This is a genomic window from Telluria sp. ZB4P36, from assembly GCF_059685865.1.
Genome location: NZ_JCASIE010000013.1, coordinates 52,443 through 67,547, shown reverse-complemented (window position 1 = coordinate 67,547; position 15,105 = coordinate 52,443). Strand labels below are relative to the sequence as shown.

Annotated in this window: 10 protein-coding genes; 4 read left to right on the top strand and 6 right to left on the bottom strand. The window is 69.4% G+C overall.

Features of this window, described 5'->3' with window-relative positions:
- Positions 1 to 15 precede the first annotated feature (15 nt).
- Entirely contained in the window at positions 16 to 663 is a 648-nt protein-coding gene (locus tag AC56LK_RS16970) for a PEP-CTERM sorting domain-containing protein (protein ID WP_497185663.1), read from the top strand.
- Between the two features lie 174 nt (positions 664 to 837).
- Positions 838 to 1,413, top strand: a complete 576-nt coding sequence (locus tag AC56LK_RS16965; protein ID WP_497185662.1) for a PEP-CTERM sorting domain-containing protein — start codon at positions 838 to 840, stop codon at positions 1,411 to 1,413.
- A 71-nt stretch (positions 1,414 to 1,484) separates the two neighbouring features.
- Here the strand turns inward: AC56LK_RS16965 and clpB are convergent, their stop codons facing one another.
- The 6 genes from clpB to AC56LK_RS16935 all read right to left on the bottom strand — a co-directional run bounded on the left by clpB (position 1,485) and on the right by AC56LK_RS16935 (position 9,901).
- Entirely contained in the window at positions 1,485 to 4,091 is a 2,607-nt protein-coding gene (gene clpB, locus AC56LK_RS16960; RefSeq protein WP_497185661.1) for an ATP-dependent chaperone ClpB, read from the bottom strand.
- A gap of 153 nt (positions 4,092 to 4,244) precedes the next feature.
- On the bottom strand, positions 4,245 to 4,619 hold the full coding sequence (crcB, locus tag AC56LK_RS16955; protein ID WP_497185660.1) for a fluoride efflux transporter CrcB: 375 nt from the start codon (positions 4,617 to 4,619) through the stop codon (positions 4,245 to 4,247).
- Positions 4,616 to 5,098 (bottom strand): molybdopterin synthase catalytic subunit MoaE, encoded by a 483-nt coding sequence (gene moaE, locus AC56LK_RS16950; protein WP_497185659.1) that lies wholly within the window; start codon positions 5,096 to 5,098, stop codon positions 4,616 to 4,618. The genes crcB and moaE overlap by 4 nt, the downstream gene beginning before the upstream one ends.
- Positions 5,095 to 7,749 carry a DUF349 domain-containing protein gene (locus tag AC56LK_RS16945; protein ID WP_497185658.1) on the bottom strand — a complete coding sequence of 885 codons (2,655 nt, stop codon included), beginning with the start codon at positions 7,747 to 7,749 and terminating at the stop codon, positions 5,095 to 5,097. Before AC56LK_RS16945 ends, moaE begins: the two co-directional genes overlap by 4 nt.
- A 101-nt stretch (positions 7,750 to 7,850) precedes the next feature.
- A complete protein-coding gene (locus AC56LK_RS16940) occupies positions 7,851 to 8,420 on the bottom strand; it encodes a hypothetical protein (protein ID WP_497185657.1) in 570 nt (189 codons plus the stop codon).
- Positions 8,421 to 8,638: 218 nt separating this feature from the next.
- A complete protein-coding gene (locus AC56LK_RS16935) occupies positions 8,639 to 9,901 on the bottom strand; it encodes a winged helix-turn-helix domain-containing protein (protein WP_497185656.1) in 1,263 nt (420 codons plus the stop codon).
- A 111-nt stretch (positions 9,902 to 10,012) separates the two neighbouring features.
- Here AC56LK_RS16935 and AC56LK_RS16930 point away from each other — a divergent pair, with 111 nt between their 5' ends.
- Entirely contained in the window at positions 10,013 to 11,296 is a 1,284-nt protein-coding gene (locus AC56LK_RS16930; RefSeq protein WP_497185655.1) for an exonuclease SbcCD subunit D C-terminal domain-containing protein, read from the top strand.
- Entirely contained in the window at positions 11,293 to 15,066 is a 3,774-nt protein-coding gene (locus AC56LK_RS16925; protein WP_497185654.1) for an AAA family ATPase, read from the top strand. Before AC56LK_RS16930 ends, AC56LK_RS16925 begins: the two co-directional genes overlap by 4 nt.
- Positions 15,067 to 15,105: the final 39 nt, after the last annotated feature.

Sequence of the window (15,105 nt, the reverse complement as noted above, 5' to 3'; positions counted from 1 at the left end):
TAAACGGGACCCGCCATGTCCACGCTGCGCACCGCCTTCTCCTCTGCCCTCCTCGCCCTTGCCATGCCGGCTTCCGCCAGCATCATCACCCAGGACGGCGTCGTGTTCGGCTCGACCTATACCGGCAATGTGCTGACCCTCGAGATCGATGCGGCCAAGCGCAGCGGCGGATGGGCCGCCGCGACCGCGATCGACTCGCTCGCCATCAAGACCATCGGCGGCTTCACCGGCGTCACCATGACCAGTTCGAACGGCGGCAACTGGTCGCTCTCGAATACCGAACTCAAGGCAAGCGGCTGCGGCGCTGCGTCCACTGCCGCGGCCGGCACTTCCTTCAGCCGCCTGTGCTTTGCCGGCACCCCGGTGGCGCTCACCGACAACATGGTGTTCACCTTCACCTTCGACGGCAGCCCGAACCTGAGCGCGCCGCACCTGAAGGTCCACTTCGTCAACGCCCGGGGCAGCAAGACCGGCAGCCTGCTGTCGATGGACTTCCCTTACCAGGCGCCGGGCAGCACCGGCGCTTCCGGTGGATCGAGCGGCGACTCGACCGGCCTGATTCCGCCGTCCGTGGAGACGGACGCAGCGATCCCGGAGCCGCGCACCATGGCCCTGCTGACCGCCGGCCTGGTCATGCTGGCCATGGCGCGCCGCCGCAAATAAGCCAGGCAGAATGCCCTTGCCATACCGAAACTCTCCCTCAGCCATTGGTTAGTCGCCTAACAGAAAGTGTTATAGGTATGGAATAGTCTGGGCCCGCGTACTCATCCGTACGCAGGTCCGGGCCGTTCGCCGACGCGAATGCCCGGTCATTCAATATCATCGGAGGAGCATGAATTGAAGACCACCCTACGCAAAGCAGCCCTGGGCCTGGCGCTGGCCGCCGGCGTCGCCGCCGCCGCCCAGGCCGGTTCCCTCACCTACCAGGGCGTGACCTTCACCTCGACCTGGAGCGGCAATCTGCTGACCCTGGAAATCGACGCCGCCAACCGGACCGGCGACTGGCTCGAGGCGAGCAGCATCGGCGCCCTCCAGCTCAAGGACCTGGGCAGCTTCTCGGACGTCACCCTGGTCTCGGCGCCCGGTGTCGCGACCAACTGGACGCTGTCGTCGAACGAACTGAACGCGAACGGCTGTGCCGGCGGCGGGCATGCGGGCCGCAGCCTGTGCTTCTCGGGCGACCGCGTGGCACTGACGGACAACATGGTGTTCCAGTTCAGCTTCAGCGGCGGCGCGCCGGACCTCGAGGCGCCCCACCTGAAGGTGAATTTCTTCGGTGACGGCGAACGCAAGGTGGGCAGCCTGCTGTCGCAGACCATCGCGCCGGTGCCGGAACCGCAGACTTATGCGCTGCTGCTCGGCGGACTGGGGCTGATGGGCTTCACGGCGCGCAGGAAGCGCAAGCAGGGATGAGCAGGCAGCCCATGTAAACACGGCGCGCCCCTTGCGGGACGCGCCGTTGTCGTTTGTCGAGAAGACCAGGCTTACTTCGCCAGCTCCACCTGTTCGCCGAACACGAGATTGCCCCCGCGCACCCGCACCGGAATCGTATCCTTCGGTCCGAACTTGCCGGCCAGGATAGCCTTCGACAGCGGATTCTCGATCTGCTGCTGGATCGCGCGCTTGAGCGGGCGGGCGCCATACACCGGGTCGTAGCCCGCTTCGGCAATCTTCTGCAGCGCCTCCTCGTCGATGTCGAGCGCCATGTCCATCTTGGCCAGGCGCTGTTCCAGGTGCTGCAGCTGGATCCGGGCGATCGCGCCGATGTTCTTCTCGTCGAGCGCATGGAACACCACGATCTCGTCGATGCGGTTGATGAACTCGGGGCGGAAATGACCGCGCACCTCGGCCATCACAGCCAGCTTCACCACGCCCGGTTCGTCCGTGTCCATCGACTGGATCTTGTGCGACCCTAGGTTCGAGGTCATCACGATTACCGTGTTCTTGAAATCCACGGTGCGGCCCTGGCCGTCGGTCATGCGGCCGTCGTCGAGCGCCTGCAGCAGCACGTTGAACACGTCCGGATGGGCCTTCTCGATCTCGTCCAGCAGGATCACGCTGTAGGGCTTGCGGCGCACGGCTTCGGTCAGATAACCGCCTTCCTCGTAGCCGACGTAGCCCGGCGGCGCGCCGATCAGGCGGGCGACCGAATGCTTCTCCATGAACTCGCTCATGTCGATGCGGATCATCGAGTCCTCGGTGTCGAACAGGAAGCCGGCCAGTGCCTTGCACAACTCGGTTTTGCCGACGCCGGTCGGCCCCAGGAACATGAAGGAGCCGTAGGGCTTGTTCGGGTCCGACAGGCCGGCGCGCGAGCGGCGGATCGCATCCGACACCGCCTCGATCGCCTCGTCCTGCCCGACCACGCGCTCGTGCAGCTTTTCCTCGATGTGCAGCAGCTTGTCGCGCTCGCCCTGCATCATGCGGGACACCGGAATGCCGGTGGCGCGCGAAACGACTTCCGCGATCTCTTCGGCGCCGACCTGGGTGCGCAGCAGCTTCGGCTTCGCCATGTCGCCGTCGGCGCTTTCGGCCGCTTCCTCGGCCTTCTTGAGCTGGGCTTCAAGCTGGGGCAGCTGGCCGTACTGCAGCTCGGAGACGCGCTGCCAGTTGCTCTCGCGCTTGGCCTCCTCCATCTGGTGGCGGATGCGCTCGATCTCTTCCTTGATGTGGGTCGTGCCCTGCACCGCCGCTTTCTCGGACTTGAGGATCTCCTCAAAGTCGTTGTACTCGCGCTCCAGGCGCGCGATCTCTTCGCCGATCAGTTCCATGCGGCGCATCGAGGCTTCGTCGGTTTCCTTGCGCACGGCTTCGCGCTCGATCTTCAGCTGGATCAGGCGGCGTTCGAGCTTGTCCATCACTTCCGGCTTGGAGTCGATCTCGATCTTGATCTTCGAGGCCGCCTCGTCGATCAGGTCGATCGCCTTGTCCGGCAGGAAGCGGTCGCTGATGTAGCGGTGCGACAGCTCGGCCGCGGCGATGATGGCCGGGTCGGTGATCTCGACCTTGTGGTGCAGCTCGTACTTTTCCTGCAGGCCGCGCAGGATGGCGATGGTCGCCTCCACGCTCGGCTCGTCGACCATGATCTTCTGGAAGCGGCGCTCCAGTGCGGCGTCCTTCTCGACGTACTTGCGGTACTCGTCGAGGGTGGTCGCGCCGACGCAGTGCAACTCGCCGCGCGCCAGCGCCGGCTTGAGCATGTTACCGGCGTCCATCGCGCCTTCCGCCTTGCCGGCGCCGACCATGGTGTGGATCTCGTCGATGAAGACGATGGTCTGGCCTTCGTCCTGGGCCAGCTCCTTCAGAACGGTTTTCAGGCGCTCCTCGAACTCGCCGCGGTACTTGGCGCCCGCCAGCAGGGCCGCCATGTCGAGCGAGAGCACGCGCTTGCCCTTGAGCGAATCGGGCACTTCGCCGTTGACGATGCGCTGCGCCAGGCCCTCGACGATGGCGGTCTTGCCCACGCCCGGCTCGCCGATCAGCACCGGGTTGTTCTTGGAACGGCGCTGCAGCACCTGGATCGCGCGGCGGATCTCGTCGTCGCGGCCGATCACGGGATCGAGCTTGCCCTGGCGAGCGCGCTCGGTGAGGTCGAGGGTGTATTTTTTCAGGGCCTCGCGCTGGCCTTCGGCGTCCTGCGAGTTCACCGACTCGCCGCCGCGTACCGCTTGAATCGCCGATTCGAGGGCTTTCCTCGCCAGGCCGTGCTCGCGCGCCAGGCGGCCGGCGTCCGACTTGTCTTCGGTGAGCGCCAGCAGGATCATCTCGGAGGCCAGGAACTGGTCGCCGCGCTTCTGCGATTCGCGGTCGGCCAGGTTCAGCAGCGCCACCAGCTCGCGCGAGACCTGCACGTCGCCGCCGGTGCCCGACACCTTCGGCAGGCGCTCCAGCGCCGATTTCAGCGCGTTGGACAGGCCGCCGACGTTCACGCCGGCGCGCTGCAGCAGCGAGCGGGCGCCGCCGTCGTCCTGGTTCAGCAGGGCGACGAGCAGGTGGACCGGATCGATGTATTGGTTATAGTTTCCGACCGCCAGGCTCTGGGCATCCGCCAGCGCTTCCTGGAGCTTGGTCGTCAGTTTGTCTTGCCGCATGGTATTGCTCCCTAGTGGTGTTCTTGACTAAGGAGCAAAGTAAGGCTGACTGTCTGCTTTTCAAGATGTGCAATGAACAGTCCTTTACACCGACACGATGCCGCCGTCGCGTATGGCAGCAAAACGAGGCATTGGCGTCAGCCGGCAATACCGCTAGCCGCGCAGGGCGCGCCATGTGGCGAATCCGGCAACGCACAACAGGATCGAACCCAGCAGGTGCACCAGGGTATGGGCCAGCGCCCAGCCGTATTCGCCGCGCTGGAGCAGCACGACCGATTCGCCGGAAAAGCTCGAGAAGGTAGTCAGCCCGCCAAGGAAACCGGTGATGGCGAACAGCCGCCACTCGGGCGACAGCTCGGGATGCGCGCTGAAGAATCCCATCGCCAGCCCGACCAGGTAGCCGCCGATGAGGTTGGCCGCAAGCGTGCCGAACTGCACGTAGGCATGCAGGCTGCCCAGCCAGATACCCAGGCCCCAGCGCAGCCAGGCGCCGATCGCCGCCCCGGTACCGACTGCCAGCCAGCTCAAGACTGGAGCCACTTGCGCTTGGCGGAATCGTCACTGGCGCGAGCGTCGACCCAGCGCGCTCCTTCCGGCGTCTGCTCCTTCTTCCAGAACGGCGCGTCGGTCTTCAGGTAGTCCATGATGAATTCGCAGGCGGCGAAGGCCTCGCCGCGGTGCGCCGAGCTGCAGGCCACCAGCACGATCTGGTCGAGCGGCTTCAGGGGGCCGACGCGGTGGATGACGAGCACGCCGAACAGCGCCCAGCGCGCCCGCGCCTGGGCCACGATATCTTCGAGCGCTTTTTCCGTCATGCCGGGATAGTGTTCCAGCTCCATCTCGGACACCTGGGCGCCCTCGTTCAGGTCACGCACGGTGCCCACGAAGCTGACCACGGCGCCGACCCGGCCGTCGCCGTCGCGCAGGCGGGCGATGTCGCGCGACAGGTCGAAGTCCTCGTGCTGGACGCGGATGTCCGTGAGCTCGGTAGCAGCCGGCAAATTCATCGGCCGTCCTTGGCGTAACGGGCCAGCAGTTGCTCGATGCGGGTTTCGGTGCGCGCATCGGCCAGCGCCGGCAGGGCCAGCAAGTCGAGCAGGCCGTTGGCGCTGCCCTGCCCGCCGCCTTTCTGGCCCGACTTCTGGCCCGACTTGAGCGAGCTTTGCAACACCTCGACCTGCAGCTTGAGGCGCTCGCGCGCGAACTCGGCACCGCTGTCGATGCCGGCCGCGATCTCGAGCCGCAGCAGCGCGTGCAGCATGCGCTCCCGGTTCGCTTCCAGCTGGCGCGCGTAACTTGTGCGCTCGCCTTCCAGCGCCCGCAGCGCGGCCTCGAAGCGGGCATGCAGCACCGGCTCGTAGCCGCCCTCGAGCGGCAGCAGCGCGTCCCAGCGTCCGCGCCAGTCGGACGGATTGGTGTGGGCGTCGGGATTGACGACGGCGTTTTCGAGGGCCTGGATCAGGCGCAGCTTGTCGCGCACGGCGCCGGCCAGCGCCAGCCCGGCGGCGCGGCGCGCGACGTCGGCATGGTGCTGCACCGCCGCCACCGCGGCGTGGTAGCGCTTCTCGACGCGCGCCTCGTGGGCGCGCGGCACCGGTCCGATCGCCGCCCACTCGGCCGCGGCCTCGCGCAACAGCTTGCCGACGGTGGCGGGCGTGACGTCCGGGGCGGCCGCTTCCAGGCGGGCCGACACGGCCTCTTTGGCCGCTTCGTGGGCGCGGCGCTCGGCGTCCGCCGCGTGGGCGTGTTCCTTGCGCCGGGCGAACAGCGCATCGCAGGCGGCGCGGAAGCGCTGCCACAGCGCCTGCTCGGCCTTGCGTTCGAGCGGCAGCGCGCGCGCATGTTCCTGCCAGCGTGCCTGCAGGTTGCGCAAGGCATCGACGGCATGGCGGTCGTGCGGGTCGAGCCCCAGCGCTTCTTCAATCAATTGCTCGCGCACGGACATTTCGCCCTTGCGCTGTTCTTCCAGCGGACGCTGGAGGGTGTTCAGCGCATCGGTGAACAATTGATCGAGGCGCTTCTTGTCCTTGCGGTCGATCGCGCCCAGGTGGCTCCAGGCCGTGCGCAGGCGCTGCACCGTGCCGGACACGTGCTTCCAGTCGGCCTCGCCCGATTCCAGGCGGGCGATCTCGGCCTGCGCTTCCTCGACCAGGGCCTGGCCGCGCGCGGCATTGGCATGGCGCTCGTCGGCCAGGTGGCGGAAGTGGGCGGCGGCCGGCGCGTAGGCGGCGGTGCAGGCGGCGTCGAAACGCTCCCACAGCGAGCGCGGCGCGGCGCCGGACAGGCTGTCGAGCGCCTTCCAGCGTTCGCGCATGCTGCCCACCTTCTTGGCCAGTTCGCCCATCGCCAGGTTCTGGGTCGGCAGCGCTTCCACCGACTTGATCAGTTCTTCGCGCGAGACGTTGCCGCCCCAGCGCGCCCAGTCGGACAGGCGCTTGAGTTCGGCGCGCACGTGGTTGAGGCGGTCGGCCTGGGCCGGCGTCAGGCGCATGCCCTTGTCCTTGCTTTCCTTCAGCGACTTGTCGAGCTCGGCGGCGGTGCCGAGGGACCCCTGCTGCAGCGCCGCTTCCATGGCGTCGAGGCGGTCGAGGAAGTGCTGGTCGGCACCCTTGTTCTGGCCCTTCTGCGGCCTGGCTGCCGGCGTCTCGGCGGACGGGGCCGCGGCTGCGGCTGCATGCTGTTCCTGCTTCGGCTTGCGGGCCTCGGGACGGGGCGCTTGCGGCAGGCTGGCCAGCAGTTCGTCGAAACGCTGCTGCAGTTGCGCGCCGGGTCCGTTGGACGGCAATGCCGGCAGTTGCCGCCATTCCTGGCGCAGCTGCTCCGCCTTCAGTTCCGCTACCGGCTGGGCCTGCCACTGGGCGAGCGCAGCCTCGCGCGCAGCCACGGCTGCCCGGTCCTGCTCGATGGTGGCCAGGCTGGCGCCAAGGCGTGCCTGTTCGGTGGCGAAGTCGGCTACCAGCGCGCGCGGCAGCGAGGCATGGCCGGGCGCGACCAGGGCGGCGGCCTGCTCGCGCGCCAGGGCCTCGAGGCGCTCGCCGAAGGCGGCGCCGTCGAGCCTGGCGGATTCGAGCTGGCGCAGGGCCGCGAGGCGGTCGATCATGGCGCGCTGCAGCTGCACCTGGTCTTCCAGGCGCTTGCCGAGTTCGGCGCGGACGGCATCGAATTCCGGCGCCAGCTCGGGCGCGGCGATGATCGACCATTTGCGGTCGAGTTCGGCGACGTGGTTCGGCGTCAGCAAGTCGTCGCCGAGCAGGGCTTTCGCGTGCGCCAGGGCGTCCTGGCCACGGCGCAACTCGGCTTCATGGTGGCGGATCGCGTCCAGGCGTGACTGCATCAGCTTGGCGACGCGGCGATCCAGGTTGCGCATCGCCGCGTGCACGCGCTCGAGCTGGGGCCGGCTGTGGACCAGCTCGGCCGCGGCCAGGCGCAGTTCGGAAAATTCGGAGGAAAGGATGAAGGCGACGGCGGCGTCTTCGTCGCCGTTCAGGTGCTTGAGCTGTTCGGCCTGCTGCTCGCGCGGGCTGGGTGCGCCGGCCGCGCCGGCTGCGGACTGGTCCGCGCCTGTCTGCTGGCCTCCGGCTGGCCGGCTTCCGGACTGGTCACCCGGAGCGCCGGCCGGCTTGTCGCCGCCCTGCCGCTTGAAAAGGAATTCGAACATGATGAAATCGCACTTCCAAAACCCCCATCATAGCAAAGAACCATGGCGGCGCCCGCCGGCTGCGATGCCCGGCGTGTGTCCAGTATGCGCTGAATGTATGCTCAGTGGGTGGCAAAGTGAGGCGTGTCCGAAGGCGCGCTTTGCCTGAAAGAATTCCTGGCCACGCTGCCCGCCGCGGGATAGCTGCGGTTCTCGTTCTGCCAGGCGTCGTGGGCCAGCATCTGGTTGGCGATCGCGAACCAGACTTCGCTCGGCACATGGGTGCGCGCCAGCGGGAACAGCTCGCGTTCTTCGCGTTCCAGCCGCTCGAGCAGCAGGTTGCAGCAGCGTTCGAGCGCGGCGCCGAAACCGGGGTCGCAGACGGCCGCCGCCGCATGGGCGTCGGCGCGCGCCTCGATCGCCGCCATGGTCAGCGCGTCGAGTTCGGCCAGCAGTCCGGTGCCCGCGCCGGCCCGGCGCAAGGCCGGCACCACGAACTTGTCGAGTTTGCGCCAATAACAGTTGTCGAAGGCAACCCGCAAGGCGTCGCAGGCGAGGCCGATCTCGCGCGGCGTCGGCATGGCATGCCGCCAGGAACCTGGCTGCCAGCGCTCCAGCAGGGACTGCAGGCCGATCCTTGCGCTGGCCTGCTCGATGGATAGGGTGACCAGCGTATAGGTTGATGTCAGCATCGTGTCTCCTCTCAGGATGGCTTCGCCAAGGCGCGGCCTGGCGCGGGCCGCGAGTCCTTGGCTGGGGAAGCTTCTTTGTCGGGGTCGGGCGGGCAGCTTTTGTTGTTGTAGCCAGCCGTTGGGAACTCGTAGTGTAGAGAGATGCCCCCGCTCGGGTTTGAGGTGGCGCAAACACGCCCTGTGGACATTGGAGACTTTTTAGTGGTCGCGATGTCCAATCACGATTGTCCGGACGCGGCCGCTCCGGTCGCGTCAAGCGCTGCCGCAAGCCGCCCGCCGAAGTCCTCCGGCACGGCCCGGGCCAGGCTTACCCTGGGGCATCCGTGCCAGTCGGCGCAGCGCTGCACGGCGACCGCCACGTCGTCCACCAGGCGCTCGCTGGCGCGCACACCCGGCTCCAGGTGGATGCTGCGCAACTCGAAGTCGCCGGCCTTGCGGTGGGCCTTGGCGTCGACGCGCCCGACCAGCGCGCCGCGGCGCAGGATCGGCAGCGTGAAGTAGCCGTAGCGCCGCTTCTGCGCCGGGGTATAGCATTCGAGCCGGTAGTCGAAGCCGAACAGCTCGAGCGCGCGCCGCCGGTCCCAGACGATGGGATCGAAGGGCGACAGCAGGGTCGTCAGGCGCGGCGCCAGCTTCCCTTCCATGGCCTGGCGCGCCAGCGCCGCGTGCTCCGGGTGGATGTAGACCGGCTCGCTCCAGCCGGCGACCCGGCCACGCAACAGCAGGCCCTCGTCGGCCATCCGCCCCGGATCGGGATGCGGGCGCCGGGTGCGGTGGTAGTCGGGTATCCACCCCGCCTTGGCCAGCCCGAGCGCGCGCACCGTGTGCAGCACGAAGCTGCGGCGCACCTCCTCGAGCGGCGGCATGCGGCCGTCGTGCCATTCCGGATGCACGCGCTCGGCCAGGTCGTAGATGCGCTGGAAATTGTGACGGCGGGCGATCATCAGCTCGCCCGCCGTGAACAGCACTTCCAGCGAGCGCTTCTCGGGCTTCCACTCCCACCAGCCGCCGGCCTTGCCATCGCTGCGCTCGAAGTCGGACGAGCGCACCGGCCCCTTGGCGCGCACGTGCGCGAGCAGGGCCGCCACCTCGGCGGCGCGTTCGCGCATCCAGTTGGCCGAATACTTCCAGCCCATGGCTTCCGGGTCGAGCATGCGGTGGCGGTACAGGCCGTAGTCCTCGATCGGCAGGAAGCAGGCCTCGTGCGCCCAGTACTCGAACAGGGCGCCCTCGGCCAGCAGCTCGTCGAGCCAGCCCGGCTCGTAATGGCCCAGGCGGCTCCACAGCACCAGGTAGGGACTGCGCGCGACCACGCTGATGGTATCGATCTGCAACATGCCCATGCGCCGGATCGCGGCCAGCACATCGGCCTTGGTGGCGCGCCGGCGGCGCGGCACCAGCATGTCCTGGGCGGCCAGGTGCAGGGCCCGGGCGGCGCCCAGGCTCAGTTCGAAGTCTGGTTCACGATTGATCTGGCTCATGTCTTTATTCTAATAGCAAACCAATACTACTGTAAAAAAACACAGTCATTTTCTGGGCGACACGGCAAGTCTGCGCTATAGTGAGCGCCGACCCGACTTTCCATTCCAACCATGCGGCTGCTCCATACTTCCGACTGGCACCTGGGCCAGACCCTGCACAATTTCGACCGGACCTACGAGCACGCGTGTTTCCTCGAGTGGCTCGTGGAAACGCTCGTGCAGGAAGAGATCGACGTGCTCCTGATCGCCGGCGACATCTTCGACAACGCCAACCCGTCGGCCGCCGCCCACCGCCAGCTGTACCGCTTCCTGCAGCAGGCCCGGGCCAGGGTGCCGCATCTGCAGGTGGTGGTCATTGCCGGCAACCACGATTCGCCGGGGCGGCTGGAAGCGCCCACCCCGCTGCTGGAAGCGCACGGCACCATCGTGGTCGGCAATGTCGGGCGCATGGCGGACGGCGGCGTCGACCTCGAGCGCCTGCTGGTGCCCCTGCGCGGACGCGACGGCAAAGTAGCCGCATGGTGCCTGGCGGTCCCCTTCCTGCGCCCGGGCGACGTGCCGCGCGCAGTGGCCGAACAAGTTGCCGAAGCGGCCGCGGCCGGGTCCGGTGAGGCACCGGGGCTCGATCCCTATTTGCACGGCACCGCCCTGCTCTACCGGCAGGCCTTCGCGCTGGCGCAATCACGCTGCACGGGGGGCGAGGCCATCGTCGCCATGGGACATTGCCACATGGTGGACGGCCAATCGTCCCAGGATTCCGAGCGCCGCATCGTCATCGGCGGCACCGAGGCCCTGCCGGCCTCGATGTTCGATCCCGCCGTGGCCTATGTCGCGCTGGGGCACCTGCACCTGGCCCAGCGCGTCGGCGGCCACGAGCACCGGCGCTACTGCGGCAGTCCGCTGCCGCTGTCCTTCTCCGAGGTCGGCTACCAGCACCAGGTGCTGCGCATTGAACTCGACGGCCCGGCGGTGGCGTCGGTGACGCCGCTGCACGTGCCGCGCGCCGTGCAGCTGCTGCGCGTGCCGGCCCAGCCGGCGCCACTGGAAGAAGTGCTGGCGGCGCTCGACGCGCTGGACCTGCCCGCCGCGCCGCCGCAGCAGCAGCCCTACCTCGAGGTGCGCGTGCTGCTCGAAGGTCCCGAGCCGGGCCTGCGCTCGCGCGTCGAGGCGGCGCTGGGAGACAAGCCGGTACGCCTCGCCAAGATCGAGCCGACACGCCGCCATGCGGCGCCCGACAACGCCGGAGAAGCGCTGAGCCTCGACCAGCTGGCCCAGCTCCAGCCCGACGACATCTTCCGCCGCCTGTGGGCGCAGCGCTACGGCGACGAGGCCCCGCCCGACCAGCTCGCCGCCTTTGCCGAGCTCAGCACGGCCCTGGGGGGAGACGCGGCATGAAGATCCTGCGCATCAGCGGCAAGAACCTGGCCTCGCTGGCCGGCGAATTCCTGGTCGACTTCGAAACCGAACCGCTCGCCTCGAGCGGCCTGTTCGCCATCAGCGGACCGACCGGGGCCGGCAAGAGCACCCTGCTCGACGCCCTTTGCCTGGCCCTGTACGACGCCACCCCGCGCCTGCTCAAGCGCGCCGGCAGCCAGCTGCCGGACGTCGGCGGCGATACCATCTCGGCGCTCGACCCGCGCACCCTGCTGCGGCGCGGCGCCGCCGAAGCCTGGGCCGAGGTCGACTTCGCCGGCAACGACGACATCCGCTACCGCGCCCGCTGGAGCGTGCGCCGTGCCTACGGCAAGCCGGGCGGCGCCCTGCAGCCCTCGAAAATGACCCTGCACCGCCTGCCGGAGCTCGATCCACTGGGCGGCACCAAGACCGAAGTGGCGCTCGAGATCGTGCAGCGCATCGGCCTGTCGTTCGAACAGTTCACGCGCGCCGTGCTGCTGGCCCAGAACGAGTTCTCGGCCTTCCTGAAGACCGACGAGAACGAGCGCGGCGAGCTGCTGGAAACCCTCACCGGCACCACGATCTACAGCGACATCTCGCGGCGCGCCTTCGAGCGCTACCGCGCCGAGCAGGAACGCACCCGGGCGCTGGCGGCGAAACTGGCCAACCAGACGCCGCTGCCCGCAGAAGAACGCGAAAAGCTGGAAGCCGGGCGCGTGAATGCCGAGCTGGCGCTGGAAGCCGTGGACGCGCGCCGCGCCGCCCTCGAAGGCGAGCTGCGCTGGCACCAGGAAGCCGCCAAGCTGGAGCGCAGCGAAGCCCAGTCCCGCGATGCGCTGGCGGCGGCCGAGGCCGCGCAGCAGGAGGCGGCCGGCCGCCGCCAGCGCCTGGCCACCCTCGAAGCCGTGCAGCCGGCCCGCGCGCTGGCGACCGAGGTCCTGCGCCTGCAGGAAGAGCACAAGGCGGCAGTCGACACCACCGCCAGGCTCGAAGCCGCGCTCACTACCGCGCTCGATGCGCGCCGCCAGGCGGTGCTCGACGTCGACGCCGCGCTGGCCGCGCTCGATGCCGCCGACGGCGCCCTGCGCGGCGCCGCACCCCAGCTCGACGGCGCCAAGGCGCTCGACGCCGCCATCGGCGCGCTGACGCCTTCGCATGTCCAGGCGGCGGGCGCGCTGGAAGCGGCCCGCGGCGAAGCCCGCCAGGCGCGCGCCGTGCATGCGAGCAAAGCGGCGGAACACGATGCCGCCAAAGGCCAGCGCGAGCGCGCGGCCGGCTGGCTGGCCGCGCACGCCCGGCTCGAACCGATGGCGACACAGTGGCCGCGCTGGGACAAGCTGCTGGCCCAGGCCGCGCAGTCGGTGGCGGCCGAGGCCGCAGCTGCCTCGGCCCTGGCATTGGTGAGCCGCCAGGCCCGGGAAGCAGCCGCCCACGAACAGGCCGCCATGCTGGCCCTGAACGATGCCGGCGCCCGTCTCGCTGGGCTCGACACGGCGCGGCGCGAAGCCATGGCCACCCTCGAAGCCGCCGACCCGCAGGCGCTGGACCAGGAGCGCCAGGCCCTCGACGCAGGCCGCGAGCGCCTGGCCGCCGCGGAAAAAGCCTGGACCGCGCTGGTCACCACGCGCCAGGAATTCAGCGACACGGCAAGCGAGCTCGATCGCGTCGACACGGCCCGCGCCGGCGCCAGCCGCCTGCTCGACGAAGCGCGCGCGGCGGCCCCGGCCCTCACGGCGGCCATGCTGCAAGCCGAGAAATCGCTGGCCGCGGCCGAACTGGCCTGCGCCGCCAGCGTGGAAGAATTGCGCGCCACCCTGCATGAGGACGCGCCCTGCCCGGTCTGCGGTTCCGAGCAGCATCCCTACCGCGACCACGGCCGCGAAGACGTGCTGCACAGCATGCTGGCAAACCTGCGCAGCGAAGTCGGCGACTGCCGCGCGCGGGTACGCGACAACGAAGCCACCCAGGCTGCCCAAGCCGCCACACTGAATGCAGCGAGCGAACGCCTTGCCGGACTGGAGCGCGAACGCACGACCCTGCGCAAGGTGCTCGACGAACTCGAAGCGGAGTGGATCGCGCAGCCGCTGGCAGCCGAAGCGCCCGCCGCGGGTGTGGCTGATGAGTTGCGAACGGCCTGGTTCGCCGCGACCCGAGACGGCCTGCGCGCCGCCGCGGCAACGCTGGAAGGCCGGGCCGCCGCACTGCGCCGTGCCGCCCAGGCGCGTGACGCCGCCCAGGCCGCCTACGACAAGGCGCAGCTCGAGCATGCGCGCCTGCGCCAGGCCGCGGATGGCGCGCGCGAGACCGGCGGGCGCCTGCAGACCGACCTGCGCGCCATGGCGGTCCAGCAGGGCGCCCTCGCCACCCAGCTGGCGGCACTGCTGGCCGAGCTCGACCCGGTGCTGGCCGATGCCTGCGGCGACAGCTGGCAAGACGCCTGGCGGCAGGATCCGGCCGGCTGGCGCGAGGCGCGCGCCAGGGAAGCCGCACAATGGCAGGAACAGACGGCCCTGCAGACGCGCAGCAGCGCCGCTGCCGCCACGCTCGAAGCCGAGGTTGCTGGCGCCCTCGAGCGCATCGCCCAGGCCGACCGCCACGGCGCCGGGGTCGCCGCCGAGTTCAAGCGCATCGATACCGAACTCACGGACAAGCGCGCCCAGCGGGTCGCCCTGTGGAACGGCCGCCCGGTCCTGGAGGTGGAGCAGGAACTGCAGGCCGCGGTGGGCGCCGCGCGCAACCACCTCTCGGCGCGCCAGGCGGTCGCCGCCGAAGCGGCGCAGCGCGAAGCCAGCGCCCGCACCGCGCTGGCCCAGCTCACCGAACACATCGCCAAACTGGACGGCGATGGTGCGAAAGCCGCGTCGGCCCTGGCGGACTGGCTGGAAGAGTACCGCAAGTCGGCGTTTATCAAGGGGCTCGACCCGGTCGAGGATACGGCCGAACTCGGCCGCCTGCTGGCGGTCGGCGGCACCTGGCTGGCCCAGGAACGCACGGCGCTGGGCGCGCTCGACGTCCAGGTCACCAATGCGGCCGCCGTGCTGGCGGAACGCCGGGCCCAGCATGCCGTCCACGGCGAAGGCAGGCCGGAAAGCGGCCTGAGCGCCGAGACGGTGGCGGCCGCGGTCGAGGCCCTCACGGCCGAGCGCCGCAGCGCCCACGACCTGGCCACCGAGCTGCGCATGCGCGCCGCCCAGGACGACACCCGGCGCGTGCAGGCGCAGGCGGTGCTGGCCGAAGTCGAACGCCAGCAGGCCGAAGAACAGCGCTGGGGCAAGCTGTCCGAGCTGATCGGTTCCAGCGACGGCAAGAAATTCCGCAACTACGCCCAGCAGTTCACGCTCGACGTGCTGCTCGGCTACGCCAATGCCCACCTCGGGCAGCTGGCGCGGCGCTATCGCCTGGAGCGCGTCAGCCACAACGGCGCGCCCTCGCTGGCGCTGATGGTGCGCGACCAGGACATGGGCGGCGAAGTGCGCTCGGTCAATTCCCTGTCCGGCGGCGAATCCTTCCTGGTGTCGCTGGCGCTGGCGCTCGGCCTGGCCTCGCTGTCCTCGAACCGGGTGCGGGTCGAATCGCTGTTCATCGACGAGGGCTTCGGCAGCCTCGACACCGAGACCCTGGGCGTGGCCATGGATGCCCTCGACGCGCTGCAATCGCTCGGCCGCAAGGTGGGCGTGATTTCGCACGTGCAGGAAATGACTGAACGCATCGCCACCAAGGTACTGGTGCGCCCGGCGGGCGGCGGCAGCAGCGCGGTCGTGGTCGACTAGACGGACCGGGTGTAGAATGCCGCTCTTCCCGAGAACCAA